Origin of the sequence: Chryseobacterium sp., from assembly GCF_041914225.1 — a bacterium.
Lineage (GTDB): Bacteria > Bacteroidota > Bacteroidia > Flavobacteriales > Weeksellaceae > Chryseobacterium.
In genome coordinates, this window is record NZ_JAYSDT010000049.1 from 1 (window position 1) to 26360 (window position 26360).

Annotated in this window: 25 protein-coding genes; 12 read left to right on the forward strand and 13 right to left on the reverse strand. The window is 36.8% G+C overall.

Annotation, left to right across the window (positions count from 1 at the left end; translation table 11 throughout):
• Window positions 1–239: 239 nt before the first annotated feature.
• From ACE3RB_RS16760 to ACE3RB_RS16775, 4 genes are read right to left on the reverse strand one after another with little or no spacing between them, the layout of a single operon-like run.
• Window positions 240–626, reverse strand: coding sequence for a DUF423 domain-containing protein (locus ACE3RB_RS16760; protein WP_374465262.1), 387 nt, complete (start codon window positions 624–626; stop codon window positions 240–242).
• A 1-nt stretch (window position 627) separates the two neighbouring features.
• Window positions 628–1698 (reverse strand): hypothetical protein, encoded by a 1071-nt coding sequence (locus tag ACE3RB_RS16765; RefSeq protein ID WP_374465263.1) that lies wholly within the window; start codon window positions 1696–1698, stop codon window positions 628–630.
• The gene (locus ACE3RB_RS16770) at window positions 1698–1865 is read right to left on the reverse strand and encodes a hypothetical protein (protein ID WP_374465264.1); all 168 of its coding nucleotides are present in this window, start codon (window positions 1863–1865) and stop codon (window positions 1698–1700) included. Before ACE3RB_RS16770 ends, ACE3RB_RS16765 begins: the two co-directional genes overlap by 1 nt.
• Window positions 1865–3193 (reverse strand): hydroxymethylglutaryl-CoA reductase, degradative, encoded by a 1329-nt coding sequence (locus tag ACE3RB_RS16775; protein ID WP_374465266.1) that lies wholly within the window; start codon window positions 3191–3193, stop codon window positions 1865–1867. The genes ACE3RB_RS16770 and ACE3RB_RS16775 overlap by 1 nt, the downstream gene beginning before the upstream one ends.
• 155 nt (window positions 3194–3348) lie before the next feature.
• On the opposite strand from ACE3RB_RS16775, the gene ACE3RB_RS16780 reads away from it, so the two are divergent.
• Window positions 3349–4608, forward strand: a complete 1260-nt coding sequence (locus ACE3RB_RS16780; RefSeq protein WP_374465267.1) for a putative DNA modification/repair radical SAM protein — start codon at window positions 3349–3351, stop codon at window positions 4606–4608.
• Window positions 4609–4734: 126 nt separating this feature from the next.
• Window positions 4735–5493, forward strand: coding sequence for a TIGR03915 family putative DNA repair protein (locus ACE3RB_RS16785; protein ID WP_374465268.1), 759 nt, complete (start codon window positions 4735–4737; stop codon window positions 5491–5493).
• 321 nt (window positions 5494–5814) lie between these two features.
• On the opposite strand, the gene ACE3RB_RS16790 is transcribed toward ACE3RB_RS16785, so the two are convergent.
• The gene (locus ACE3RB_RS16790) at window positions 5815–6615 is read right to left on the reverse strand and encodes a DNA alkylation repair protein (protein ID WP_374465269.1); all 801 of its coding nucleotides are present in this window, start codon (window positions 6613–6615) and stop codon (window positions 5815–5817) included.
• Between the two features lie 94 nt (window positions 6616–6709).
• Between ACE3RB_RS16790 and ACE3RB_RS16795 the strand changes: the two genes are divergently transcribed.
• The 7 genes from ACE3RB_RS16795 (at window position 6710) to recA (ending at window position 13441) form a co-directional block, all read left to right on the forward strand.
• Window positions 6710–7051: a winged helix-turn-helix transcriptional regulator gene (locus ACE3RB_RS16795; RefSeq protein ID WP_374465270.1), complete on the forward strand. Its 342-nt coding sequence runs from the start codon at window positions 6710–6712 to the stop codon at window positions 7049–7051.
• Between the two features lie 81 nt (window positions 7052–7132).
• On the forward strand, window positions 7133–8011 hold the full coding sequence (locus tag ACE3RB_RS16800; protein WP_374465271.1) for a DUF4846 domain-containing protein: 879 nt from the start codon (window positions 7133–7135) through the stop codon (window positions 8009–8011).
• 83 nt (window positions 8012–8094) lie between these two features.
• Window positions 8095–9081, forward strand: a complete 987-nt coding sequence (gene pfkA, locus ACE3RB_RS16805) for a 6-phosphofructokinase (RefSeq protein WP_374465273.1) — start codon at window positions 8095–8097, stop codon at window positions 9079–9081.
• Between the two features lie 32 nt (window positions 9082–9113).
• Window positions 9114–10118: a type I glyceraldehyde-3-phosphate dehydrogenase gene (gene gap, locus ACE3RB_RS16810; RefSeq protein ID WP_002976605.1), complete on the forward strand. Its 1005-nt coding sequence runs from the start codon at window positions 9114–9116 to the stop codon at window positions 10116–10118.
• Window positions 10119–10205: 87 nt separating this feature from the next.
• The gene (locus ACE3RB_RS16815) at window positions 10206–10670 is read left to right on the forward strand and encodes a hypothetical protein (protein ID WP_374465274.1); all 465 of its coding nucleotides are present in this window, start codon (window positions 10206–10208) and stop codon (window positions 10668–10670) included.
• A 263-nt stretch (window positions 10671–10933) separates the two neighbouring features.
• The gene (locus ACE3RB_RS16820) at window positions 10934–12124 is read left to right on the forward strand and encodes an oxygenase MpaB family protein (protein ID WP_374465275.1); all 1191 of its coding nucleotides are present in this window, start codon (window positions 10934–10936) and stop codon (window positions 12122–12124) included.
• Between the two features lie 315 nt (window positions 12125–12439).
• Complete coding sequence (gene recA, locus ACE3RB_RS16825) at window positions 12440–13441, forward strand: recombinase RecA (protein ID WP_002976601.1); 1002 nt, start codon at window positions 12440–12442, stop codon at window positions 13439–13441.
• A 308-nt stretch (window positions 13442–13749) separates the two neighbouring features.
• Here recA and ACE3RB_RS16830 read toward each other — a convergent pair whose 3' ends face one another.
• On the reverse strand, window positions 13750–15171 hold the full coding sequence (locus ACE3RB_RS16830) for a hypothetical protein (RefSeq protein ID WP_374465277.1): 1422 nt from the start codon (window positions 15169–15171) through the stop codon (window positions 13750–13752).
• 149 nt (window positions 15172–15320) lie between these two features.
• Window positions 15321–18212: an alpha/beta hydrolase family protein gene (locus ACE3RB_RS16835; RefSeq protein ID WP_374465278.1), complete on the reverse strand. Its 2892-nt coding sequence runs from the start codon at window positions 18210–18212 to the stop codon at window positions 15321–15323.
• 151 nt (window positions 18213–18363) lie between these two features.
• On the opposite strand from ACE3RB_RS16835, the gene htpG reads away from it, so the two are divergent.
• Both htpG and ACE3RB_RS16845 read left to right on the forward strand, forming a co-directional pair.
• A complete protein-coding gene (gene htpG / locus ACE3RB_RS16840; RefSeq protein WP_374465286.1) occupies window positions 18364–20256 on the forward strand; it encodes a molecular chaperone HtpG in 1893 nt (630 codons plus the stop codon).
• 256 nt (window positions 20257–20512) lie between these two features.
• Window positions 20513–20899 carry a helix-turn-helix transcriptional regulator gene (locus ACE3RB_RS16845; protein ID WP_374465279.1) on the forward strand — a complete coding sequence of 129 codons (387 nt, stop codon included), beginning with the start codon at window positions 20513–20515 and terminating at the stop codon, window positions 20897–20899.
• A gap of 287 nt (window positions 20900–21186) precedes the next feature.
• On the opposite strand, the gene ACE3RB_RS16850 is transcribed toward ACE3RB_RS16845, so the two are convergent.
• Window positions 21187–21483: an MGMT family protein gene (locus tag ACE3RB_RS16850; protein WP_374465280.1), complete on the reverse strand. Its 297-nt coding sequence runs from the start codon at window positions 21481–21483 to the stop codon at window positions 21187–21189.
• Between the two features lie 70 nt (window positions 21484–21553).
• Between ACE3RB_RS16850 and ACE3RB_RS16855 the strand changes: the two genes are divergently transcribed.
• On the forward strand, window positions 21554–21700 hold the full coding sequence (locus ACE3RB_RS16855) for a hypothetical protein (RefSeq protein ID WP_374465281.1): 147 nt from the start codon (window positions 21554–21556) through the stop codon (window positions 21698–21700).
• 351 nt (window positions 21701–22051) lie between these two features.
• Here ACE3RB_RS16855 and ACE3RB_RS16860 read toward each other — a convergent pair whose 3' ends face one another.
• The 5 genes from ACE3RB_RS16860 to ACE3RB_RS16880 form a co-directional block, all read right to left on the reverse strand.
• On the reverse strand, window positions 22052–23026 hold the full coding sequence (locus tag ACE3RB_RS16860; protein ID WP_232721402.1) for a deoxyhypusine synthase family protein: 975 nt from the start codon (window positions 23024–23026) through the stop codon (window positions 22052–22054).
• A 358-nt stretch (window positions 23027–23384) separates the two neighbouring features.
• A complete protein-coding gene (locus ACE3RB_RS16865; protein ID WP_374465282.1) occupies window positions 23385–23765 on the reverse strand; it encodes a GreA/GreB family elongation factor in 381 nt (126 codons plus the stop codon).
• A gap of 297 nt (window positions 23766–24062) precedes the next feature.
• Window positions 24063–24509, reverse strand: a complete 447-nt coding sequence (locus ACE3RB_RS16870) for a hypothetical protein (protein ID WP_374465283.1) — start codon at window positions 24507–24509, stop codon at window positions 24063–24065.
• Window positions 24510–24752: 243 nt separating this feature from the next.
• The gene (arfB, locus tag ACE3RB_RS16875) at window positions 24753–25145 is read right to left on the reverse strand and encodes an alternative ribosome rescue aminoacyl-tRNA hydrolase ArfB (RefSeq protein ID WP_374465284.1); all 393 of its coding nucleotides are present in this window, start codon (window positions 25143–25145) and stop codon (window positions 24753–24755) included.
• A gap of 37 nt (window positions 25146–25182) precedes the next feature.
• Window positions 25183–26205, reverse strand: coding sequence for an AMP-binding protein (locus ACE3RB_RS16880; protein WP_374465285.1), 1023 nt, complete (start codon window positions 26203–26205; stop codon window positions 25183–25185).
• Window positions 26206–26360: the final 155 nt, after the last annotated feature.

Consider the following 26360-nt stretch of genomic DNA (forward strand, 5'->3'; position numbering starts at 1 on the left):
AAATCTCTTTTGATTGATACTCGTGAAGATTCATATTATTTTTATTATTTTATTTAAAATTTAAAGGTTGACAAATTTACTAAAAAGACACGGAAGTTCAAGTTTATTGACTTAAAATTTAAAGACCGGCAGACTTGATTTTTAACATATCCTTCGATTTTCCCTTATTCTTCCGCTAATTTCTCAGACAGAAGAGATTGAATGGTCGTATGAACTGTTTTCTATTTTTATTCTCAATCTTAAATTCTGTTTTTAACAAAATATAAGATCAGCATTCCCCAGCTTAAGATCATCATCAGACCTCCAAGGGGAGTAATAGGTCCTAAGAATTTAAGATTCATTCCCAGATAATCCTGCATGCTCAGAAAATAAATGCTTACAGAGAATAAAAATGTTCCTGCAATCATCAAAATGGATGTCCACTTTTCAGCTGAGGTTTCAAATTTTAAAATATATCCGATGATCAGCAGGAAAAAAGCAGCGTACATCTGATATCTTACTCCTGTTTCAAAACTTTCAAGTCTTTCCACAGCCAATATTTTCTTTAAAGCATGTGCCCCGAATGCACCCAGGATCACAGATACTATTCCGTAAACTGCTCCAAAAATTAATGTGATTGTTTTCATTTTATAACTCTTCTAATTCTAAGGTTAAATATTTTTTTGTTTTATAATCCTGCCAGGTTCCGATGATTTTCTTTCCTTGCAAATCAGCCTCTACTAATGCTTTGAAAATCCACTGGTGGGCTTCTTCGCTGTAATAATCGTTTTCTATGATAGAGATATGGTTTCCTTTTATATTTCCGCCCCAATCAATCAGCTTTTTATTTTTATCATACCAGTATTTTGCAGAAAAAGAGCCATCATCATATACCTGATCGATCAAAACGGTGATGGAATACTTTCCGTCAATCTTTCCTTTATATAATTTATTATTGATATTGGTTATCTCTGTTTTTTCAGAACCGGAAATTAAATTTTTTGCATAAGGACTCCAGTATTTCTCTAACTCTCTGTAAGTGAATTCCATCTCATGACTGTCCAGCTCATCCAGTGCTCTCATAGCATGATTGGAACATCTTCCGGCAACAAAAGTCAGTTTATCTTTTCCAAAGAAATATTTGACACTTCCCAAAGTATGCTCTGTAAAACAATCTTCGTACAGCGCAATCTGATCTTCAGTTTCTTCTGCAGGATTTTTTTCAGCTTTCAGCCTGGCAAGAAAATCAGAAATCCTTTTCTTTATCCTTTTCTGAATGATCCCTTCGATAATTTTCACTGAACCGGGCTGAAACAAATCTGCAGCATTGATAAAGTTTCCTGTTCTCAGGTCAAAATTCTTCCAGTCTGCAAATTCTTCCGGATAGGCTCCCGATGCTTCACCATGAATACCTATTGTCAAGATATTTTCAGGAGTTTCCAATTTCTCCCAATCATAAAAATAAAGGTAGTTGGAATAAGAATTAGTTGCCGTAGAAGCTAATTTAAAAGGATTCCCACCGGAATCCGGAACATATTCCAGCTCACTGACCTGAAGAAATGTATTGATCTTATTGGCTGCTATTGGATTTCCCGGATAACTAATCACTGGAAACACAAAATTTTCAGATTTTGGCTGCAGATCATTGATCTTTAAACTTTTCTGCTGCGAAAAACTTAAACCGGAAATCAATAAGAAAAATACAATGCTCTTTTTCACTATTTTGATTTTATATACATTAAAATAAACTTGGCAACCAGTGTAGAAATTCCCAGGATGATAAACATATTGGCAAATCTCTTGGAACTTCTGAAACCTTCATTGGTGGTTTTCTTTAAAAAGAATCCAAAGAGAAGGAATACAATAGGCAAAATGATCTGTAGCATTAGTTTCCTCTCATTCTGTTAAACTCGTTGATTACCTCATGATGGCTTACCGTCTTGTCTTTAAAATACGTCACAAAGTGCTGCTTTTCTTCTTCAGTAGCACCCAGTTGGTTCAGAATATTCAATAAATGCATTTTCATATGTCCTTTCTGGATTCCTGTGGTTACCAGAGAACGTAATGCACCGAAGTTCTGTGCAAGCCCCGAAACTGCCAGGATGCTCATCAGTTCCTGTGCAGAAGGTTTACCAAGAAGTGCCAGCGAGAATTTTACCAGCGGGTGAAGATTCGTAAGTCCCCCCACTACTCCAACGGAAATTGGCAAATCTATCCAGAATCTGAATACTCCGTTATCTGTTGTACAGTGAGTCAGAGATCTGTATTGTCCGTCTCTCGCAGCATAGGTATGCGCACAGGCTTCCGTTGCCCTGAAATCATTTCCTGTAGCAATTACTACAGCATCTACTCCGTTCATGATTCCTTTATTATGAGTTGTGGCACGGTAAGGTTCAATTTCTGCAATGGTGACAGCCTGCTTGAATTTGGAAGCAAACTCTTCAGGAGAAATTCCGCTGTCATCCTTCAGATCTTCCATTTTACATGAAACCTCAGCTCTCACGATACAGTCAGGCGTAAAATTGGAAAGGATATTCATCACAATCTGCAATGAATTCTTTTCTTCCTGAGTAAAATCTTCACTTGTGGCGACTTCCTGTCTCAATGTTTTTCCGAACTGCTCAAGACATGAGTTGATAAAGTTGGCCCCCATTGAATCTACCGTATCAAAGCTTGCTTTCAGCTGGTAATAGTTGGGCATTTCTGCTGTTTTATCCACCAGGCTGATATTTAAAATACCACCACCGCGTTTTCTCATATTGGCAGTGATATCTTCTGTAGCCTCGAATAGTTTTTTCTTTAAGCTGAAATTAAAGAAATGTAACAGTTTATGAGGTTCTACATTAAAAATAAAGTGGGTGTGTCCCAATTTTTCAGTATTGATAATCGTTGTTTTAAAACCGCCTTTATCAATCCAGAATTTCGCAGCTTTGGAAGCGGCCGCTACTACTGAACTTTCTTCAACAGCCATTGGAAGTGCCAACAGTTTTCCATCGATTAAAAAGTTCGGAGCAATTCCATAAGGCATATAGAAATTGGAGATGGTATTTTCAGAAAATTCTTCGTGAAGCTTCTGAAGATCTGCATCATCATTCCAGTATTGTTGTAATATATTTTGATATTCCTGGTTTCCTTCAAGATATTCGTTTACGAGCCAGTCGATTTTCCCCTGCTTTGTAAGCTTGGAAAAACCTTCGATTGGTTTATGATTCATGATATAAACTTTAATGAGCCGTAAATATAATGATTTTGAGGCTCTTTTTTGTGGATAACTTCTATGAAAAAAGGTTGACTTTTATCAATTTTGGAACTAAATTTGAACAATATTTAAAAATAAATTGATACAAATAATATCAAACAATCAAAAGAATGAATTTTGACCGCCTTAAAGAAAAGCTCGAAATCCTTGCCGATGCAGCGAAGTATGATGTTTCCTGCTCATCAAGCGGAGGCACGAGAAAGAATAAAAAAGGGGCTTTGGGCGACAGTTCCGCAAGCGGTATTTGCCATACCTATACGGAAGACGGAAGATGTGTCTCCCTGCTTAAAATTCTGTTGACCAACCATTGCATCTACGATTGTGCTTACTGTGTTTCCAGAAGTTCAAATGATATCAAAAGAGCTGCTTTTACCGTAGAGGAAGTGGTAGATCTTACCATCAATTTTTACCGCAGGAATTATATTGAAGGGCTATTTCTGAGCTCGGGAATTTTCAAAAATGCAGATACAACGATGGAGCGTCTTGTAAGAGTGGCCAAAAAGTTGCGTCTTGAAGAAAATTTTAACGGTTATATTCATCTGAAATCTATTCCGGGAGCCAGTGACGATCTGATGCAGGAAGCAGCTTTGTATGCAGACCGGCTATCCGTCAACATTGAAATTCCTACGGAGAGCGGATTAAAATTGCTGGCACCTGAAAAGAACAGACAGGATATGATCAGCCCGATGCGCTATATTCAGAAAGGAATCAGCCAGTATCAGGATGAAAAAAAAGTTCTGAAGAAAGCTCCGAAGTTTGCCCCTGCCGGACAGTCTACACAGATGATCGTGGGTGCAACCAATGAAAATGATCTGCAGATCATCAAAGTTGCCGATCATTTTTATAAAAATTTTAATCTGAAAAGAGTGTATTATTCAGGCTATGTTCCGGTTCTGGAAGATCAAAGGTTACCTTCTTTAACCACCGAAGTACCTATGCTTCGCGAAAACAGGCTTTATCAGTCTGACTGGCTGATGAGATTTTACGGTTTTAAAGCGGAAGAAATTTTGGATCCGAATATTCCTTTCCTTGATCTGGAGGTAGATCCGAAATTAAGCTGGGCATTGCGAAATTTAGATCAGTTCCCGGTGAATCTTCAGACTGCCGAATACCGGACGATTTTAAGAATTCCCGGAATTGGTGTTAAAACAGCTCAGAAAATTATAAGTGCCAGACGTTTTCAGATTTTAACAATGGATCATTTGAAAAAACTCGGTGCGGCTGTCAACCGGGCAAAATATTTTATAGACTTTACTGCAGGCAATGCTTACCTGAAATATTTAACGGATAAAAACTTCAGAAAGCTGCTGATTGGCGGAAGCTCTTCAAAGTTTCACAATCAGTTTTCACAGCAATTAACATTGTTTTAAACACAAATCACACAAATATTTTCACAAATGATCACTAATTTATTACTTCGATTTAACAGCACATTTGTCATTCTGACGAAGGAAGAATCTCAGAATGACAAGCACAACTAAATTTTAAATAAATACATGACAACCCTGCTCTACGACGGAAGTTTTGACGGTCTTTTCACTGCCATATTTGAAGTTTTTGAATATCGGTATAAAGAGGTGGAAACCGTAAGAAGAGAAAGGTTTCATCAGGAAAATATTTTTGCTGACATTCATGAAGTCATTACCCAAACGGATAAATCTGAAAGGGTTCTCCATAAACTGGAGCAGAATATCGGGAAACAGGGTATCTATCAGCTTTTAAAAGTTTTCCTCTCTGAAGATCCGGATCTGGAAAAACTCATTTTATCTGCAGTAAGGCAATCTGTCAGACATCAAGAAAACAATATTCTGGAGAACTTTGCCGATCCTGATATTTTAAAAATTTCAAAGATCTGCAAATCTGTGGACCGGGAAAGACACAGAATGACAGCTTTCGTACGCTTTGAAAAAATGCAGGATGGCGTTTTTTTCTCCAAAGTTGATCCCGATTTCAATGTTCTTCCTCTGATCAGAAAACACTTTCATGACCGCTACCAGGACCAGAAATGGATGATTTATGACCTTCGGAGAAACTATGGACTTCTGTATGACCTCAACGATTGTGAGTTTTTCTATCCTGACGAAAAAATTGATTTAAATAATTATCAGCAAAAATTCCATGATGAAGAAAAGAGTTATCAGGTACTCTGGCAGCGATATTTTACCAAAACCAATATTGTTGAGCGAAAAAATATGAAACTCCATATTCAGCACGTCCCGAAAAGATACTGGAAATACCTGACTGAAAAATGGTAACTAAATTCCATATTGTGGATAACTTTTTATTTTGGCGATAAAAGCTGTAATTTCAAATTCTTTTTTGCCCCATATTCTTTAACCAGTTCATTTTACAGGAGATAGAATCCACATTTATGAAAAACTCATATTGTGGATAACTTTTTTTAGTTAACATACCGTTAATATTGAAAATATTTCAACATCATATTCTTGTAAAAGCTGAGTAAGAAAGTATCCTCAAAGAAGCAAAGAATACAAAAAAACGCCCTGTAATTCTATGTAAGTCTGTGATTTATGGATGCGAAAAACCAATCAACATTTCCGGTTTGTGGATAACTTTCACTTTTTGATGGTCCGTAACGCTTTCTTTACAATATACTGTGTTTCTTTTGTCGGACTTTCCCGAAGCCATTCATCACAGATTTCCACTACAAATTCGGGTTGTGATTTGCTGGCATCATTCAGCCAGTTGCCGACGCTGTCCTGTACATATCGGGAAGAATCTGATCGTAAAGGTTCCAGAATTTCCAGTCCGAGTCCCGGATTTTGTTTTAAAGCATCAATATGCTCACACCAAACTCCTCTTGGTCTTGTAGATTCGCTGGCAAATCTCCTTACATTTTCGTTGCCGTGCATCGTCCATATTGACAAAATATCTATACTTTCCTCAAGGTTTCTGGCGATATCAGGACGTACTGCCATCCAGCAGATTTCCCTTACTCCAAAATGAGAGTCTGAAGCGAATAACTGAATTTTATCTAACTTTTCTTTAAATTGTAAATCATTATTCCTTCCAATGGTATAAGCTGCCCAGCAACGAACAAGATCTGCCTGATGAGTTGATAATTTTGATAGAAATTCATCATCCTTATTTTTCAAAGCAAGATTAAGTAAACCAATACCTATTGTTTCATTAATCGAATTGACGGTCTGTTTTTTCAGCTGGTTTATATTTTCTAAAACAGGTATCAGATATTCTTTACGATCATTTTGCAAAAGCAGATTTTCCAGCAGCAGCCTTTGGTCTACAGCCAGCCATTCTGTGAGATTGGCGGTTTCAATTTCTCCTTTGTTCAGCTGATTCAGAATATCCGGTGGAATATCTTTGATGGAGCGGGCTCCTTTTCGTTTTTCTGTCATACTGTTTAATGATTATCTTTACAAAAGTCTGAAAGTAGGCGGAGAAAAACAATACCGCATATTTTTCACCCGTAGGGATAAAAAAGTCAATTTTATGGAAACAAAGGGAAGAGCTGAAGAAAATAAAATCTGTCCGTTGGAAGTCGCTGTTAATACCATCAGCGGAAAATGGAAAATTCCTATTGTCTGGCAGATTAATGAAGGAAAAAAACGTCCCAGCGAGTTTTTACGAGGCATTGCCAAAGTGGACCGCAGGGTTTTGAATCAGCAGCTGACTGAGATGGTAGATGATGGTATTTTAACCAAACAGTCTTTTAATGAGCTTCCTCCAAGGGTTGAATATACTTTGACAGAACTTGGTGAACAATTGGTGAAGATTCTCTGGCAGCTGAATGATTGGGGTAAATTACTGATTCCTGAAGCTGAAGAAGCATAAGCAGAATTCAAATACTGTTGATTGTCAGAACTTATTGGCTGGTATTTGAAAAAAAGAGATATTTGTGTTAACTAAGAACACATGAAAAAAATTATCACAGGAATTACAGTCATTTTCATTTTCACTGGTTGCACAAAGGAAAAATTCTCAGACCGTTTACTGCCTGAACCGGATAAGAATGAGCATTTAATAGCAGAAAATGCTTTAAAAATCAATAAGAATAAAAATACCATCCGTGAAAGATTTTCTCCTCCCGAAGGTTATGAATGGGTTAAAGAAAAACCTGACTCTTTCGGATACTTTATTGAAAATTTTAAGCTGAAACCTTATGGCAGCCCGATCTTTAAATATGATGGAACTCCAGTTTCTACCCAGCATCTTCACGAAGCTGTTTTTGATATTGATACCGGAAATAAAGACCTTCAGCAATGCGCTGATGCAGCTATCCGCATGAGAGCTGAATATCTTTATAAAGCAAAAAAGTTTGACGCAATTAAATTTCATTTTACAAGCGGTAACCTTTTCAGCTGGAATGATTATAAAAATGGAATGAGAGCTTTTGTCAATGAAAATTCTGTGAGCTTTAGAAAAACTGCTGCTTTTGATGATTCTTATAAGAGTTTCAGAAACTATCTGGATCTGATTTTCAATTATGCAGGCACAATTTCATTACATAAAGAGACACAGCCCGTAACAAAAAATTCTGATCTTAAAACAGAAGATATTCTGATCACGCCCGGCAGTCCGGGACATATTGTTTTCATTTCAGGGGTCTGCCGGAATCAGGAAGGAAAAAGACTGTACCTGTTAAGTGAAGGATTCACACCGGCACAATCTGTTCATGTGATTTCAAATCCATTTAATGTCTATTTTACGCCCTGGTATGATCTTGACATCCATGCTCCTGAAACAAAAACGGCCAGATATTTTTTTAAACCTACAAACTTCAGAAGCTTTTAATAATTTATATTCAAAACTATTGGAAAGTTACTACGATAATCTGAACTTGTTTTTGTAAATTTGTGTTCGAAATTTTTTACTTGATGAAAGAGAGTGCTGTAAAAAAGATTGCAGTTCTTACTTCAGGAGGTGACTCTCCGGGTATGAATGCGGCGTTAAGAGCGGTAGTAAGAACCGCCAATTACTATAATATCGAATGCTACGGAGTGAGAGAAGGTTACAACGGCCTTATCAACAATGATTTCCTGAAAATGGGAGCCCGTTCCGTAAAAAATATAATCAACCAGGGTGGAACTATTCTAAAGTCTGCCAGATCTGCTGAATTCAGAACTAAAGAAGGCCGTCAGAAAGCTTATGACAACTGTGTAAAGCTTGGAATTGACGGATTGGTATGTATCGGAGGAGACGGAACATTTACCGGAGCCAAAATCTTCAATGAAGAATTCGGAATCAGGGTAATTGGTATTCCGGGAACCATCGACAATGATATTTTCGGTACGGACAATACTATTGGTTACGATACGGCTTTGAATACTGCCATGGATGCTATTGACAAGATCCGTGATACCGCAACTTCCCACAACAGAGTTTTCTTTGTAGAGGTAATGGGTCGTGATGCTGGTTTCATTGCTTTAAACAGTGGATTGGCTGCCGGAGCTCTGGATATTTTAATTCCTGAGAAAAAAGACAGTATCGATGAGCTTTTCGCAAAATTCAGAAATGCTGAAAAAACAGGAAAAGCATCGAGCATTGTAGTGGTAGCTGAAGGCGAAAAACTAGCCAACGTATATGAACTGGCTGAAAAAACAAAGCAGACATTCCCTGATTATGACATTCGTGTAGCTATTCTGGGACACATGCAGAGAGGAGGCTCTCCAAGCTGTGCAGACAGAGTTCTGGCAAGCCGCCTGGGATATGGAGCTGTAACAGGGCTAATGGAAGGACAAACCAATGTAATGGCAGGAATGCGTTCTAATGATCTGACGTATACCCCGATTGAAGAAGCCATTAAAAAACATAATGAAATCAATAAAGACCTTTTACTGATTTCAGAAATTTTAGCAATCTAATTATTTTTATAATCTAATAAAAACAAACTATTATGTCAACAATCAAAGTAGGTATCAACGGTTTTGGTAGAATTGGACGTCTTGTTTTCAGAGCAATGACTGAAAGAGACAACATTGAAGTTGTAGGAATCAATGACCTAATCAATGCAGAATACATGGCTTACATGTTAAAATATGACTCTGTACACGGTATTTTCCCAGGTGAAGTTTCTGTAGAAGGAAATGATCTTGTTGTAAACGGGAAGAGAATCAGAGTAACTGCTGAAAAAGATCCAAGCAATCTAAAATGGAACGAAATCGGTGCAGATTACGTAGTAGAATCTACTGGTTTATTCCTTGATAAAGACAGCGCTGCAAAACACCTTGCTGCAGGTGCTAAGAAAGTAATCCTTTCTGCTCCTTCTAAAGATGATACTCCAATGTTCGTAATGGGGGTAAACCACAAGGAACTTACTGATGATATCAAAATCTTATCAAACGCTTCTTGTACTACAAACTGTTTAGCTCCTTTAGCTAAAGTAATCCACGATAACTTCGGAATCGTAGAAGGTTTAATGACTACTGTACACGCTACAACAGCTACTCAGAAAACTGTTGACGGTCCTTCAATGAAAGACTGGAGAGGTGGTAGAGCTGCTCTTAACAACATCATCCCTTCTTCTACAGGTGCTGCTAAAGCAGTAGGAAAAGTAATTCCTTCATTAAACGGAAAATTAACAGGTATGTCTTTCAGAGTACCAACTGTTGACGTTTCTGTAGTAGATTTAACAGTGAGAATTGAAAAAGCTGCTTCTTATGAAGAAATCTGTTCAGTAATCAAAGCTGCTTCTGAAGGTGAATTGAAAGGTATCCTAGGATATACTGAAGATGCAGTAGTATCTCAGGACTTCGTAGGAGATAAGAGAACTTCTATCTTCGACAAAGATGCCGGTATCATGCTTTCTCCTAACTTCGTGAAACTTGTTTCCTGGTATGACAACGAAATGGGTTACTCTAACAAATTAGTAGATATGCTTGTACACGCTGCTTCTTTATAATAAGTAATGAGCGATAAGCAATGAGTAATATAAGACCTTCCCGATGGGAAGGTTTTTTTGTTTAAATTAACGGCCAAAATTAATACCATGCTCAATGAACTTATTGAAAGATATTCTCAATATTCTGATGTAGAGTTAATGGAAGTATATTCGAATAAAAACAAATATACAAATGACGCCAAACAAGCCTTAGATATTGTCATAGAAAAGAAAGGTGGAATACAATCTCTGACCACCCGATATGACAAAACTGTAGCGAAGGAATTGGAAAAATCAAAAATAAAGAATGATGCTGCGGAATTGTATTTGAACGGAATGACAAAAAATAACATCAATTACGCTTTGAATTCAGAAATATTAGCCTCAGATGAAATACAACAGATCGTAGAAATTACTTCTACAGAAATAGAAGCAACAAAAAGGGATTTAGAAATTAAACCCAGCACCATCATCGGAAGTATTTTAGGAGGCCTTATCGGAGGAACTGTTGGAGGCATATTATGGGGACTGCAAATCATATATTCCGGTCACATCTTTTACATTTTATTATAGGTCTGGGAGCAATCTCTTACGGTATTATAAAATTTCTCACTAAACAGAGCAGAAATAATATTGCGGTATTCATCATCACCATACTATCTGTAATTTATGCTTTGATTTTAGTTTTTTACATATACGGGTTATTTGGTTATCGTGGTCCTGACAGATATTGATAAAACGTAGAAAAGAGCTCAAATCATCATTAAAGTTAATTCAACCTGATAAATCTCACCAAAACATTTCAGCATAAAACTTGTACTTTTATAGGTAAAGGAATGAACATGGTACAACCCCGGTTTAAAGATGCTCCTCATTTCAGAGATTTTTGGGATAGTGGAAACGGAAAACAACTTATTGAATTTTCCGGAGCAGAAGTGAGTTTTGAGCATTTTGAAAAATTTGCCCCCTATTTTCATCATACGGATGAGATCGGAGATGAGATGGTAAAAGATGTTTATTTCAGTAAAAAATTCCACGAGGCATCCAGGGAAATTGAGCATTACATCAGGAATGGAGTTTCGGAAACAGATAATGTTCCTGAAAGTGTAAAAAAACTGTTCAGCCAAACTCAGAAAATTCCTGAATGGCTTGATTACAATTTACTTAAAAGCGGTGCTGAACTCTGCATGAGAAGCAACCTGGACTCCCTGATTTCGTTGAGGGATTATTGTCTGATCGGAGGTTACGACTACGCTTACCTCAACAAGCCTCTTATTGTTACAGAAGCATTGAAAAAGGGTGCAGTGAAACGTCTTTCGGAAACATTGGATTTCTGGGTAAATGCTACCCGCTACAATGCCCTGAACGTTCACGCAAAAGGATATGAATTTGCTATAAAAACCCGCCTGATCCATTCTTACGCCAGACTTTCCATTAAAAAACACTATAAAGACTGGGATACCGAAAACTGGGGAGAACCCATCAATTCCTGGGATATGATGGCAACGTATATTGGGTTCAGTCTGGTATTTCTTCACAGCCTTAAAAAGCTGGGAAATCGTTTTTCTACAGAAGAAGAACAGGGAATTTTTCATCTTTGGAAGTATGTAGGTTACCTTTTGGGAATACCGGAACAGCTCCTTCCTGATAATAAAAAGCAAGCTACTGAATATTTTTATTTATGGACCTCCGTTCAACCGCCTTCAGACAAAGATTCTGTACTTCTTGCCCATTCTTTATTAGATGAATCGCTGGAAAACCCTATTCTGAAGTTTGAATTCCAGAGGAAAAATTTAAGGTATCTGCACATCTGTTGTACCTGGTTTCTGCTGGATGATGAAGTCTGCAAAAGATTACAGATTCCTGATGTCCCGTACAAAACATTATTTCCAAAAGCAAAAATACTTTTCAATAAGATTTATGACAACCTTGTAAGCCGTGATACCAGGATAAAAAAAGGAAATAAAGATCAGATGAAAGTACTTGAAGATTATCTTGCCATCACTAAAAATTCAAATTTTCATTAGGATAATAAGTCAGGAATTCCGAAGATGGAAGATGAAAGCTGGAAGTTTATATTGGGTTCTAAATCTCACTTAGTAAAAGTAATATAATCAAGTTCAATACATTTACAGGCTTCAATAACTCCCCTCTTCCAGCTTCCAGTCTTTTTCCAATTAATATTTTATTACACTCCTACCACATTTCGCATCTGCTTCGTTATGAATGAGATCAGTAGTAAAATTTTATCATTTTTTAACTCTAAAAACCGCTTTCAGGGAGAAATAATATTAGCTTTTGATATTTAAATTATGTATTTTTGAGAAATTATTTTAATAGCGATGAGTAACATTGATGATAAGAAAAAAGCACTCGCTTTAGTGCTTGACAAATTAGATAAAACATACGGAAAAGGAACTGTAATGACTCTGGGTGATGATGCCGTAGACACTACAATAGAAGTAATTCCTTCCGGTTCTTTAGGATTGGATATTGCCTTAGGAGTAGGCGGATATCCAAAAGGAAGAATCATTGAAATATATGGTCCTGAATCTTCAGGTAAAACAACGCTGACCCTTCACGCTATTGCTGAAGCTCAAAAGGCAGGAGGTATTGCTGCGTTCATTGATGCAGAGCATGCTTTCGACAGAACTTATGCTGCAAAATTAGGAATCGATCTTGAAAACCTGATCATTTCCCAGCCGGACAATGGTGAGCAGGCATTGGAAATTGCGGATAACCTTATCCGTTCCGGAGCTATTGATATCGTTGTGATTGACTCTGTTGCCGCTCTTACACCAAAGGCTGAAATTGAAGGTGAAATGGGAGATTCCAAAATGGGTCTTCATGCAAGACTAATGTCTCAGGCATTAAGAAAGCTTACCGCTACTATTTCAAGAACGAAATGTACAGTAATTTTCATCAACCAGCTGAGAGAAAAGATCGGTGTGATGTTTGGAAATCCTGAGACCACTACCGGAGGTAACGCTCTTAAGTTCTATGCTTCTGTAAGAATTGACATCAGAAAAGCCAGCGCACCAATCAAACAAGGTGATGAAGCGATCGGTAGCCGTGTGAAAGTGAAGATTGTGAAAAACAAAGTAGCCCCTCCTTTCAAGCAGGCAGAATTCGATATCATGTACGGAGAAGGAGTTTCTAAAGTAGGAGAAATTCTTGATACAGCTGTAGACATGGGTATTGTGAAGAAAAGCGGATCATGGTTCAGCTACGAAGAGACCAAATTAGGTCAGGGACGTGATGCTGTAAAAGATGTTTTAAGAGATAATCCGGATCTTGCTGAAGAACTAGAAGCGAAGATTAAGGAAGAAATGAAAAACAAATAATTTTTCAGAAAATACAGGAAAAGGCAATCTTTAGGATTGCCTTTTTTTGTTTTCATTTTTTTAAACGCAAAGCTTCATCTGTATGCCCTAATATTTTAAGGGAGCAAAGCGCGGAATCAATTTCATTGATTCTTACCAAGCGAATGTACTAACTCAAAACTTCATCAGCGACAAAATCGCAAATCTTTGCTTCCTTAAGATTAACTTTCGAATCTTTTATTCCTTTGCGTTAAAATAATCTTTCAGTTTTTTACAATAAAAAAGAGGTTATTCCGTAGAACAACCTCTTGAATTTTTATACTTAAAAATTATCCTGCAATTTTTCCCTGCAGCTGAAGTGCTCCGGTTACTTTCATACCTTTTGTTGGAGCTTCAAATCTCATGTTTTCTTTATTTACAAAGGCATCAATGGTGAAGAAATCCTCATTTTCTTCATTCGTGATCAACTTTAGTTTCAGGATATATCCTTTAACGCTTCCGTCTTCAAGCAATTCTGTTTCCTTAAAGTCTACAACCTGACCAATAAAATCAAAACATGCATAGTTAGGAAGATCCTGACTTGGAGCATAGGTTGTGAAATCTTCACTCATTTTAGTACCGTCAGGTAAATCTGTGTTGGTATGGACATCAAGGATGAGAACAATTCCACTGATATTTACCTTCTGATGCGGCTGTGTCATATAGATATTTCTGTTCTCGGCATAATCGGTAGCGAAAAACCAAACGCCAAAAGTATCTCTTGCCGGACCAGCTACGATTGCCTGCAGATTCAGCGCATTTTCCCATTCTCTGATTGATCTCGTTTCAAAATCCAGGGTATAATCCGTTTTTACTTCCGGAATTATAGTACTCAGCTCATCCGTAACAATAGTTTTGAATCTTACATCTTCAAATTCTGTTTTATTTTTGGCTTCTCCGGTTGGGTCAGAAACGGTAGACTGCATTAAAACTGTGCTAAGGTATTGCCCATAATCTTTAGTCTGGAAATTCTGATGACCAAAAACTCCGCTCCATGTATTCACAAGGTTATGAACATTGGATTTTCTGATGATAATTCCTGCTTCATTGGTCATTTCAGGTGCTGTAATTCCTTCCGTATTCGGGAAATAATCTTTACCATCTACCAGCTGATGATTCATGATTTCATTATTTTCCTCGTGTGAAAACTCTGCAAAACCTTTATAAGTAATATTTTGGTTTTCGAAAATATAAGGAAGTCCTGTTTTTGCTTTATCAGAACCTGCAAAATGATAAGCAAGTGAAATCGCCTTGAATTCCCCGTCCTGTGTTGCCGGATTGTGATTACCATTGTTGTCGAACTGAGAATGGTACAGGATCATATACGATCTGATCTTACCTTCCTGAAGTTCATTTTCAAACTTTTCTTCCATTTGCGCGATCGCCTGCTGCGGAGCAAGTGCATAAGCATCCTCTGTCACCATATAGGCGAAGCCTTCTACCTCACCATTTTCTTTTTCAAAAGCAGAAATAGGAGTATATTCTCCTCTTAGCTGAAGCGCTATAGAATAAACGATATAATCATTATAAACCTTGATTTTTTCATATTCTTCATTTACTTTCGGCTCTTCTGCCGGTTGTGAAGGGATTTCCGGTATTGTTTCCACCACTTCCTCAACTATTTTTTCCTCCGGCATTTCCATTTCCTGAACCAAAGTACTTACATTTTCCTGATTGTTATTTTTCTTCTTAAAAAAATCAAAGATTCCCATACTGTTATTTATAATTGGCGGTAAATATAATAAAAGTGCTCAACAGGCTCATCATAAAAAAAATGCCATTGTGTCAGTTTATACTTTCTATTATTTTTCGGGACGTAGTAAAAACTGCGGCGGAGCCAAAGGCTCCGCCGCAGTTTTGATTAATTAGGTTTATCATCTGTAAGCTCAAATCCCCAATCTTTTCCTTTTTGGGTGGCCGGAATACCTTTTGTCATCCAGACCGGAGCTTTAGCCCCTTTCAGATAATAATCAAAAAACTGCTGTTCCCTGATTTGAATATCTTTTCTGTTCTGGCGTTTCATCAGATTGTGATCATCACCATTATAATTCAGAAGCCATACCGGTTTTCCGAGACGACGTAATGCGGTGAACATCTCAATTCCCTGATACCAGGGCACCGCACCGTCTTTATCATTACTCATAATAACTACCGGAGTCTGTACTTTATCAATGGTAAAAAGCGGTGAGTTCTTAATATAAAGATCCGGAGCTTCCCATAAATTCTTTCCTAATCTGCTTTGTGATTTTTCATACTGGAACTGTCTGTTCATTCCGGAAGTCCATCTGATTCCTCCGTAGGCAGAAGTCATATTGACAACGGGTGCACCACTCCATGCAGCTGCATACATATTCGTATGTGCAATAAGATAAGCTACCTGGTAACCTCCCCAGCTCTGTCCCTGAATTCCGATCTTGGTACCGTCTACCCAGGCATTCTGTTTTAGTTTTTCCACACCGGAATTGATGTATTCCATTGCAGATTCTCCCGGGAAACCATCTGTATAAGAAATATCAGGTGTGAAAACCAGATATCCGTTGCTCACAAAATAAGAAATATTTAATCTTGAAGGTGTGGGAGCTGGTGCTACATAACGGTTCAGATTATCAGAAAGTTTTTCATAGAAATAGACAATCATAGGATATTTTTTATTCGGATCAAAATCTTCCGGCTTGTATAAAATCCCTGTAGAAGTGTTTCCTTTTGGCGTTGTCCAGTGTACCAGTTCATCCGTACCCCAGTTGTAATTGGCTTGCTGTGGATTGGTATTGCTCAGTTTTTGCTGCTCCGAGAAATCTGATGTAGCAAAAAGGTTTGGAGAATCTGTATATGATTCCTTTACTAAAATATACTCTTCCGCATTTTTTGCTTTTTGAAGACTTCTGTATCCCCAGACATTTTCCATCTGAATTTTCACAGGATCAGCACCTGACTGAATGGTTGTTTTGAAGATCCCGTTAGCCTTGGATGTATTATCAAAAGCAGATAAATAGATAGGAGATTTGCGGTTCAGGCTTTTAATATCTTTATCCAGTTCATAGGTATCAAATGTTATTTTATGCTTACGCCCGAATCCGTTCGTGATATTTCTTGGCTTTTTTGTGCCGTTCAGGAAAAATTCCCAAAGGTCATAGCGGTCTCTTATAATCACAGATTCATCTTTATCTGTCCAGGATGCGATACCATAAGAATTAGGAAAGTCCGGCATATCAAATTCCTCGTCTACAAAAGAAACAGGTAGGCCTGTACTGAGTGGAAGGGTTTGCTTTGTTTTCACATTATAGCTTAGCCACTGCCCTTTTTCCCTGTCAAAAATCACTACAAATTTTCCAAGAGGAGATACAGCCGCCGCTCCGTTAAGATTTTTAATAATTTCGGTTCTGTCTCCTGTCTTATTATCGATCAGGAAATAGGTTTTCTTTGTAGAACCTTCCCATTGTGAAGAAATACGGTTGTTAATGCTCGTAATCCCCAATGCAAATTCAGCATTTCCCTCGTTGACCAATCTTAAAGTATCCAGGTCTTCCCCATCAATATTACTGAAGAAATCAGGTTTTTCTGTCTGCATTACTGCAGCATAGGACTTTTTCAGGTCATTTTTCAATTCCTTTAACTGTACAGTTTGCAGATAGTCATCTTTATAATTCCAGATATCTACAACAGCATGGTCGTTCGCAATCATTGCCGTATCTTTTGCAACAGGTTTTGGAGCAACCCCAAAATACAGCTGTTTCCCATTTTTACTGAACAAAGGCGATCTGTTTTCAGAAATTACCCAATTTTTCTTCATCTGTGCATTTTCATTGGTTATAATTTCTTTTTTATTTCCTTTAAAATTAAAGTAATACAACTGGTATAATTTAACCAGATCATTCTGTGCAGAAGAAGTTCCTACATAAGCCAGCTGATTTCCTTCTTCATCAAAAGACAATTGCGAAAAGTCTCCCTCCATTTCAGAAATTTTATTAACAGTTCCTTTTTGCAGATCAACGACCTGTACGGTTTGTAATGCATATTTCTTTGGCTTCGACTTGTCTGTATCTTTTTTGTCCGCAGCCTTTTCATCTGAATCCTTTCCTTCTTTTTTCTCTTTCTTTTCATCCGGCTTTTTGGTTATAAAAACCAGCTGTTTCCCATTTTTACTGAACTCATAGCGGATTACATTATCATAGGTTGTACTTTTTCCATCTAAAAGATTACGTACTACCAATTGTAATGGTTTTACATTTTTATCTTCATCCTTACTTTCATCACCATCTTCTTTTTCAGAAGCATCATCCGAGGATTTATCCTTTAGGTTTTCCAGAAGATAAGCAACATAAGAACCTGCTTTTTCAGGAATTTTAAATGATTTCACATTAGGAATCTTCTCTGTTTTATCATTTAAAAAGTCAACAATTGCAAGACTGTCTTTCGTTAATTTATTTTTCTTCAGTTTTTTATCTTTTACCGCTTTTATATCTTTATACTGCGGACGGATTTGAAAAACAGCAAAGCGGGAATCATTTGTAAAATCCACTTTTGCAGCTCTTGCAAACTTCTTTGAAGTTTTATTTTTAACGGAATATAAAGAAAGGGTTGAATTTCCTTCCTGAGCATCCACAGAATAGGCAATCCATTTTCCATCATTTGAGATTTTTCTTGCCCCTATATTTTGCCAGCTGTCGTAAACAGAGTGGTCTAAAGGCTTCTTCTGCCCATATACCCAACAGGTCATAATGAACAGCATAAAGACTGTACATTTCAACTTCATTTTTAAAATATTTTAAGCACTAAAAATAAGATATTTCTTCGACAAATTCACATAACGGGCTTATTTCAGGTTAAAAAAATGTCATTCTGTCACATTCTTCTGCATGGTATTTTTTTTGAGAAAAAATTTTAAAAATTAAAATCTAAATATGATGACTAAAGGAAATATTAATGTATCTGTGGAAAACATTTTCCCGCTTATTAAAAAATTTCTTTACAGTGACCACGAAATATTCCTGAGAGAATTAATCTCCAATGCCACTGATGCTACTTTAAAATTAAAGCACCTTACAAGCATTGGTGAGGCAAAAGTGGAATATGGAAATCCAAAACTTGAGGTTAAAATTAATAAAGACCAGAAAACTTTACACATCATTGATCAGGGTATTGGGATGACAGGTGAAGAAGTTGAGAAATACATCAACCAGGTTGCTTTTTCCGGAGCTGAAGAGTTCTTGGAAAAATATAAAGATTCCGCGAAGGATGCAGGAATTATCGGGCATTTCGGTCTTGGTTTCTACTCTGCTTTCATGGTGGCAGAAAAAGTCGAAATCCTTACAAAATCTTATAAAGATGAGCCGGCAGTACGCTGGATCTGTGACGGAAGCCCTGAGTTTACTCTGGAAGAAACTACTGATAAAACTGACAGGGGTACGGAAATCATACTTCACATCGCTGAAGATTCAGTAGAATTTTTAGAAGAAGGAAAAATCCGTGAACTGTTATTAAAGTATAACAAATTCATGCCTGTTCCTATTAAATTCGGAACAAAAACACATACCCTTCCTTTGCCGGAAGATGCTCCTGAAGATGCAGTAGCTGAAACAGAAGAGGTAGACAATATCATCAACAATCCGGTACCGGCATGGACAATTGCTCCCAGTGAACTAACCAATGAGGATTACATGAAGTTTTACCACGAGCTGTATCCCATGCAGTTTGAGGAACCATTATTCAACATCCATCTGAATGTGGATTATCCTTTCAACCTTACCGGAATTCTGTTTTTCCCGAAACTGAGCAACAATTTAAATATTGATAAAGATAAAATTCAGCTATACCAAAACCAGGTATTTGTAACGGATGAAGTAAAAGGGATCGTTCCGGACTTCCTGATGCTGCTGAGAGGGGTTATTGATTCTCCGGATATCCCATTGAACGTTTCCCGTTCTTATCTTCAGGCAGATGGTGCCGTGAAAAAGATTTCTTCTTACATCACGAAAAAAGTAGCCGATAAAATGGTTTCTTTAATCAATGAAAACCGTGAAGATTATGAGAAAAAATGGAACGATATTAAGGTAGTTATCGAATACGGAATTGTTACGGAAGAAAAATTTGCTGAAAAAGCAGACAAATTCACATTATATCCTACAACAGACGGTAAATATTTCCTTTGGGACGAATTGGTTGAAAAAATCAAACCTGTACAAACGGATAAAGACAACAAACTGGTTGTTCTGTATGCTACCAATGCTGATGAACAGCACAGCTACATCCAATCTGCAAAGGATAAAGGATATGAGGTTCTTCTATTAGATTCCCCTATCATTTCGCACGTGATCCAGAAACTGGAAACTTCAAAAGAAAATATTTCATTTGCAAGAGTAGACGCTGATCATGTGAACAACCTGATCAAAAAAGATGAGCCTGTCATTTCAAAACTGAACGAAACGGAAAAAGAAACTTTGAAAAAGAATGTGGAAGAAGCCATCAAAGATTCAAAATTCACAGTTCAGCTTGAAGACCTTGACAGCAGCGATGCTCCGTTCACCATTACCCAACCTGAATTTATGAGAAGAATGAAAGAAATGCAGGCTACAGGCGGTGGCGGTATGTTCGGAATGGGTGGTTTCCCGGAGATGTACAATCTTGTGGTGAACTCGAACAGTGAGCTTTCCAATCAGATTTTGAAAACTGAGAATGCTGAAGAGAAAGAAAACTTAATCAAATATGCGCTGGATCTTGCCAAGCTTTCACAAAACTTACTGAAAGGAAAAGACCTGACAGATTTTATACAGAGAAGCTATAAGCAACTTGAAAAATAATTTACAAGAGACTGTTTCAATTTTGAAGCAGTCTTTTTTTAGTTTGGAAGACGCCAGGGCGCAATTTTATTTATATACCAAATGCTTTTAGGCGCAAGATTTTAATCTTAAAATCATCAACAATTACAATGAATAAGATTCATATTATAAATCTTTTCCGAAGTTTCTATTTGGTTTCAATGGTTTACTCTATATTTTTTCTGTTTCCTATTGTATAGATTCTGCTTTTTTGCCATTTTTGTATAAAATGTAGGTCATGCAAAAAGAAAAATTACGTCTCATCAGAAAGCAAAAAGGTTATACTCAACAACAGGTAGCTGATTTTATTGCAACAGATGTATCTAATTACAGCAGAAAAGAAAGCGGTGATGTGAGGATCGTAAAAGATGAGTGGGATAAACTCGCCCGTTTTCTGGATGTACCGATTGAGGACATTTATGAAGAAGAGGAAGCTACAGTAGTTGTTAATAATGATCATCCTGTATTTAATGATAGATCTGCAGGAGTTATCAGTAACCAAAATAATTATGATAATATCCCTGGGGACATCATTAAAAACCTTCAAAACTATATTGCTCTATTAAAAGAGGAGAACGAAAAGCTGAAAGAAGAACTAAAAGGTCTCCTAAGCGAAAAAAAATAATACGGTTTGAAACTAAAAAAAATATTGATGTCACTCATATAAATTATGGAGTGACATTTTTTTGTATTAATGTATGCTGGTTTTTTTTAACGCATAGAACTATGATTCTTATGTTTGATTTTAGAAGGCAAAGAGTTGCGACTCTATCGCTGATGAAGCTTTTTGATAATAATACGTTCGCTTAAAGAGAATCAATTTCATTGATTCCTCCTTTGCTCACTTAAAAATATACAGCATACAGATAAAATCTTTGCGTTAAAAAAAAATTGATCTATATCCTTTGAAATTTACAATTCTTCCAACGGATCCCAGAACAGTTTTTTGAAATTTTTTATTCTGAGATTTTCAACAATGATTCCTTCTGCCTCCAGCTTTGGCTGAAATTCCGGAACAGATAATACTCCTGAACTTGAAATCACCCGGTGGGCCGGAACATTTTTCGGACATCCTCCCATTGCTTTTCCTACATGTCTGGAATGGTTAGGATAGCCAACAGCCTTCGCTATGGCGCCATAGGTAGATACTCTTCCTTTGGGAATCAGTCTTGCCACTTCGTATACCTGCTGTTTGAAAATTTCGTCCATATTAATTTCTTTTTTGCATCATTTTTGAACTCATATCAATAACAATGATGTTTCATTAAAAGATAAAGATATGAAAAAATCATTTTTCAGGCTGCTGAATGCCATCAACAAAAAAGTTCTCCCTAAGCTGAGCCATAAAGATCCTAATCGTCTTACTAAGGTTGAAAAGGGAATTCTGGCGTATCGTTATTTTGTGCTGGTAAATTCTTTGGATTGATTTTTTGAATAATTGGCAGGTTTTCCCACAGATGACACGGATTTCACAGATGCCTGTGGAAAACTGGGATTGTAAAGCTCAATCTTTTATGTGATAAAACTGTACATTACTATGGGTTTGGACCATTAAGGTTATTTAAGCTTTTAAGAGTATTAAGAAATAGCTAAAGCTATACTTTAGCTATGAGCTTTATTTTTCATCAAAGATGAAACTTAATTATTCTTACGCTCTTCATTTTCTTAATGGTTTAAATAGTTTTAGTTTTTCAAATCTACTTCCAAATCTTAAAATAAAAAGCGCTCCAAAATAAATTGAAGCGCTGTATGGTAATCTCTTACGAGAATTTTATTCTTAAGCGTTTTCTAAGATATAAGAGAACATCAATGGTGCACAGATTGTTGCATCACTTTCAACGATAAATTTAGGTGTAGTGATATCAAGTTTACCCCAGGTGATTTTCTCATTTGGAACTGCTCCTGAGTATGAACCGTAAGATGTTGTAGAGTCAGAAATCTGGCAGAAATAAGACCAGAAAGGAATGTCATGCATTTCCATATCCTGATACAGCATTGGTACTACACAGATAGGGAAATCTCCAGCGATACCTCCACCAATCTGGAAGAACCCAACTCCTTTTCCGCCTGAGTTTTTAGTATACCAGTCAGCAAGGTAAGTCATATATTCAATTCCTGATTTCATTGTAGTAGGCTTAAGCTCTCCTTTAATACAGTAAGAAGCGAAGATGTTACCCATTGTTGAATCTTCCCATCCCGGTACCACAATTGGCAAGTTTGCTTCTGCTGCTGCAATCATCCATGAGTTTTCTCTAGGAATTTCATAGTACTGCTCCAATACTCCTGAAAGGATCATTTTGTACATAAATTCGTGCGGGAAATATCTCTCTCCTTTAGCTTCAGCATCTTTCCAGATCTCCACGATGTGCTTCTGCAATCTTCTGAATGCTTCTTCTTCAGGAATACAGGTATCTGTAACTCTGTTCAGACCTCTTTCCAAAAGATTCCATTCGTCCTGAGCAGTTAAATCTCTGTAATGAGGAACTCTTTCATAGTGAGAGTGTGCTACAAGGTTCATTAAATCTTCTTCCAGGTTAGCCCCTGTACAAGAGATAAAATCTACTTTTCCCTGGCGGATCATTTCTGCAAGAATTTTACCCAATTCAGCAGTAGACATTGCACCTGCCAAAGTAATCATCATTTTTCCGCCATCTTTAAGATGTGCAACATATCCTTTAGAAGCATCTACCAATGCAGCTGCGTTGAAGTGCAGGTAATACTTTTCTATGAATTCAGTTATCGGTTTGCTCATTTTTAAAATTTTTGCAAAGATAAAACTTAAAAACGGAATGCAGTCAAAGCGCTTGAAGAAAGTGTAATAGAGACGTCTTTTTTTATCATTTGTTAAATGAATGCGTAAATAGTTGTTGTTGGGAAACGCAAGGACGCTAGTTTTTCCAACATGATTCATGCTTTAGGGCGCAAAGATTTTATCCCGATAAAATTATCTACCGTTGACTCATTTTGCTGGAAATCTCTGATTTTTATACCTTGAAATTTAAAGAAGCTAGTGACCATGCTTCAACATTATAAATTTCTATTAAAAAAAAGCATGACCCAAAATGGGCCATGCTTTCGTTATCATTCAATTTAAAAATATTCAGTAAGGATTATCCTTCCCAGGGTTCCACTTTCAGGATTTCGATTTTCCTTTCTCCGTCCCTGAAAGGCCAGCTGATAACATCTCCCACCTTATAGCCTACCACTGCAAGGGCAATCTCTGACAGTATGGAGTGTTTATTCTTTTTAAGTTTTTCTTTGGTAGAAGGCACAAAAATATATTCGTGCTCAAAATCCAAAGTATAGTCTTTCAATGTTACTTTTCTGTCCACCGTTACAATATCGGCAGGAAGGTCTCTTCTTAAAACCTGTTTTGCTTTTCTGAGTTCTTCAGTCAATCTTTTTTCTTCTTCGATGCTCACTTTTTTTCTTCTCAGTGTATCTTTTATAGCATCATAAATTCCGGTGGTTACAATAATATGATTGGACATATTTTTCATTTTTAAAAATTAAAATGCAGCTATTCCCGATGATCCAATGTAGAATACAGGTGTAAAACAGCCTTCTTCCATGGAAAACTGCAAAAAATAATATATAAAAATCCGAAATGAGTCCCTGTCTTGGATCCTGACAGGGCTTAATTGATAAAGTCTTTAGAACTTTTCAGAAAAGAATCTGTGTGAAGATAAAGTAACGACAGCAACAATCCTGATTGCCTGCTTTCTGCTGATAAAGAAATTGTTGCTGCCATTATTAATGAGATGTTGTAATTCCTACAAATATAACACTTAAAAACGGAATGTTGCGGCTGCACTCAAAGAAACCCTGTGCAAGCCTTCTTTCTGATCGTCATCAAATTTATAAGTAACTCCGTTGTACTTCATTTTACTCAGCGTACCGCCACTTAAGCCAACCTTTGGTCCTATAAGGAAGTTTTTGCTGATCTGATATTGATAACCAAAATCGATTTCTGCACCGAAAGTACTTCCTGTCCCTTTCACATCTCCGGTTTTTGTGGTGTAAGATATAACCCCCAGCGCAAGATCTGCAAATATTTTATGTCTTGTGGATGAATTATTATTTGAAATAAGGCCGGAAACCCCGAAGAATGTGATATTATCTTTTGTGGTAACAGGAACAGACACGGGCATTCCGTTCACATAACCAAGAAGAAATCCGTCACTGGATGCACTGTAATTAGAATATTTCAGTCCAAATGCAAGGCCACCTTTCACTTCATAATGAGCTGCAATATCAAAATTTAGTCCGTTTTTAAGGTCTTTTACGTACTCTTTTTCTTCTTTGCTAAGTCCGGAAATTGTTTTTGCTGTTCTCCATGCATATCCTACGGAAGGTCTTATAGAAAATTTCTATGCAAAAGAGATCATGGAAATGGAGAATATTCCAAGTGTGATTAATTTTTTTATCATGGTTTTAAAAGTTTCCGGCAAAAATAGAGTTTTCTCAGGAAAAACAAATCAAAACCTGAAACGTCTGTTTTCTTTTTTGTCTGAAAGCTTTTTCTTGCTGTCCAGTCTTTTCTGTTTCTGGGCTTTTGAAGGTTTGGTAGCCGTTCTTTTTTTAGGAATGATAAGGGCTTTATTGACGATTTCAGTTATTTTTTCAATGGCTTTATTTTTATTCATCAGTTGGGTTCTGCTTTCAGAAACGGTCAGGAATAAAAAGCCATCTGCATTGATCCTGTTTTTCAGTTTATCCTGAATTAATATTTTCTCATCTTCATTAAAAAATTCTGATGCATCCACTTTCCAAAGTACGGTCACAGCAGTTTCTACTTTGTTTACATTCTGCCCTCCTGCCCCACTGCTGCGGGACGTCTTGAAACTGAGTTCTTTTGAAAAGTCTTTCATTTCTTTAAATTTTATATCCGATTTCAAATAGCCCTGGCTAAAGATTTATACTTTTATACAGCTCCATTCTGTTTACTTTCCCGTTGGGTGTTCTCGGAATTTCTTTGATGAAAATAATTTCTTTGGGTTTATGGAAGTTTTTTTCAAATGGGATTTCTGAAATCTTTCTTCTCACCTCATCAGATTCTTCACCTTCTATAATCAATATCAATTTCTGTCCCAAACTCTCATCCGGGAGTCCTATAAATATTGCTTCGTTCGGAATATCTTTTTTCACCAAAGTTTCAAGGGTCTCCGGGAAAATTTTTGCCCCTCCGGAGTTGATTACATTGTCAATTCTTCCAAGGAATTTAAACTGATTTCCATTCCTGATCTCAACTAAATCGTTAGTTTGAAGCTCCTCAGCATTTACATTAGGTGCAAAAATTTTCAGGCAACCTCGATAATCCAGAGAAATCGTTATATTTTCAAAAACAGTGAAGTATTCTTCCTGCTTCGGCATCAATTGTTTTAAACCAATATGGGAAAGGGTTTCAGACATTCCATAGGTTTCAAAAATACGGTTGGAATTACCAAGGTTCATCTTAAGAATCTTACTTTTCAGGCTTTCTGAAACAGCAGCACCTCCGATAATCAGATTTTTAATCAGGTGAAGTTTATCCAGAGAGTTTTCTACCTGAAGTGGAGTCATGGCACAAAAATCAACTTCTTCTTCCAGTATTTCTGCCGGTTTTAAAGAAGGATCCGTAATTTTTAACTCCAGTTTTCTTTCTATAGAACGGACAATCATCATTTTACCGGAAATGTATTCCACAGGCAGGCAAAGCAATGCCGTATCGCCTTCTTTTAATCCTAAAAAATTACAGGTCATCACTGCTGAATTGACCATTTTCTTTTTCTCAATTTCAAAAATCTTTGGAATTCCTGTAGAGCCTGAAGTCTGGACATTTACTCCGGTTTTTTCTGAGAACCATTCTTTCAGAAATATTTTCACTTTTTTTTCAAATTCCGTATCGAATGATAATTTGTTAATATTGAGATTATTGAAGTCTATCAGCATAATTTCCGTAAATAAATTCTACAGTAAATTTAAAAAAAAATTCAAAAAGTTCTTGTAAGTAAAGAAAAAAGCTGTAAATTTGCACCACTAAAACAAACAGAGACCCATGGTGTAGCGGTAACACTACTGATTTTGGTTCAGTCATCTGGGGTTCG

Excerpts from the sequence above, each read along its gene's own strand:
- ACE3RB_RS16760 (WP_374465262.1), bottom strand. The coding sequence starts at position 626 with ATGAAAACAATCACATTAATTTTTGGAGCAGTTTACGGAATAGTATCT.
- ACE3RB_RS16770 (WP_374465264.1), bottom strand. The coding sequence starts at position 1,865 with ATGCTACAGATCATTTTGCCTATTGTATTCCTTCTCTTTGGATTCTTT.
- ACE3RB_RS16775 (WP_374465266.1), bottom strand. The coding sequence starts at position 3,193 with ATGAATCATAAACCAATCGAAGGTTTTTCCAAGCTTACAAAGCAGGGG.
- ACE3RB_RS16780 (WP_374465267.1), top strand. The coding sequence starts at position 3,349 with ATGAATTTTGACCGCCTTAAAGAAAAGCTCGAAATCCTTGCCGATGCA.
- ACE3RB_RS16785 (WP_374465268.1), top strand. The coding sequence starts at position 4,735 with ATGACAACCCTGCTCTACGACGGAAGTTTTGACGGTCTTTTCACTGCC.
- ACE3RB_RS16790 (WP_374465269.1), bottom strand. The coding sequence starts at position 6,615 with ATGACAGAAAAACGAAAAGGAGCCCGCTCCATCAAAGATATTCCACCG.
- ACE3RB_RS16795 (WP_374465270.1), top strand. The coding sequence starts at position 6,710 with ATGGAAACAAAGGGAAGAGCTGAAGAAAATAAAATCTGTCCGTTGGAA.
- ACE3RB_RS16800 (WP_374465271.1), top strand. The coding sequence starts at position 7,133 with ATGAAAAAAATTATCACAGGAATTACAGTCATTTTCATTTTCACTGGT.
- pfkA (WP_374465273.1), top strand. The coding sequence starts at position 8,095 with ATGAAAGAGAGTGCTGTAAAAAAGATTGCAGTTCTTACTTCAGGAGGT.
- gap (WP_002976605.1), top strand. The coding sequence starts at position 9,114 with ATGTCAACAATCAAAGTAGGTATCAACGGTTTTGGTAGAATTGGACGT.
- ACE3RB_RS16815 (WP_374465274.1), top strand. The coding sequence starts at position 10,206 with ATGCTCAATGAACTTATTGAAAGATATTCTCAATATTCTGATGTAGAG.
- ACE3RB_RS16820 (WP_374465275.1), top strand. The coding sequence starts at position 10,934 with ATGAACATGGTACAACCCCGGTTTAAAGATGCTCCTCATTTCAGAGAT.
- recA (WP_002976601.1), top strand. The coding sequence starts at position 12,440 with ATGAGTAACATTGATGATAAGAAAAAAGCACTCGCTTTAGTGCTTGAC.
- ACE3RB_RS16830 (WP_374465277.1), bottom strand. The coding sequence starts at position 15,171 with ATGGGAATCTTTGATTTTTTTAAGAAGAAAAATAACAATCAGGAAAAT.
- ACE3RB_RS16835 (WP_374465278.1), bottom strand. The coding sequence starts at position 18,212 with ATGAAGTTGAAATGTACAGTCTTTATGCTGTTCATTATGACCTGTTGG.
- htpG (WP_374465286.1), top strand. The coding sequence starts at position 18,364 with ATGACTAAAGGAAATATTAATGTATCTGTGGAAAACATTTTCCCGCTT.
- ACE3RB_RS16845 (WP_374465279.1), top strand. The coding sequence starts at position 20,513 with ATGCAAAAAGAAAAATTACGTCTCATCAGAAAGCAAAAAGGTTATACT.
- ACE3RB_RS16850 (WP_374465280.1), bottom strand. The coding sequence starts at position 21,483 with ATGGACGAAATTTTCAAACAGCAGGTATACGAAGTGGCAAGACTGATT.
- ACE3RB_RS16855 (WP_374465281.1), top strand. The coding sequence starts at position 21,554 with ATGAAAAAATCATTTTTCAGGCTGCTGAATGCCATCAACAAAAAAGTT.
- ACE3RB_RS16860 (WP_232721402.1), bottom strand. The coding sequence starts at position 23,026 with ATGAGCAAACCGATAACTGAATTCATAGAAAAGTATTACCTGCACTTC.
- ACE3RB_RS16865 (WP_374465282.1), bottom strand. The coding sequence starts at position 23,765 with ATGTCCAATCATATTATTGTAACCACCGGAATTTATGATGCTATAAAA.
- arfB (WP_374465284.1), bottom strand. The coding sequence starts at position 25,145 with ATGAAAGACTTTTCAAAAGAACTCAGTTTCAAGACGTCCCGCAGCAGT.
- ACE3RB_RS16880 (WP_374465285.1), bottom strand. The coding sequence starts at position 26,205 with ATGCTGATAGACTTCAATAATCTCAATATTAACAAATTATCATTCGAT.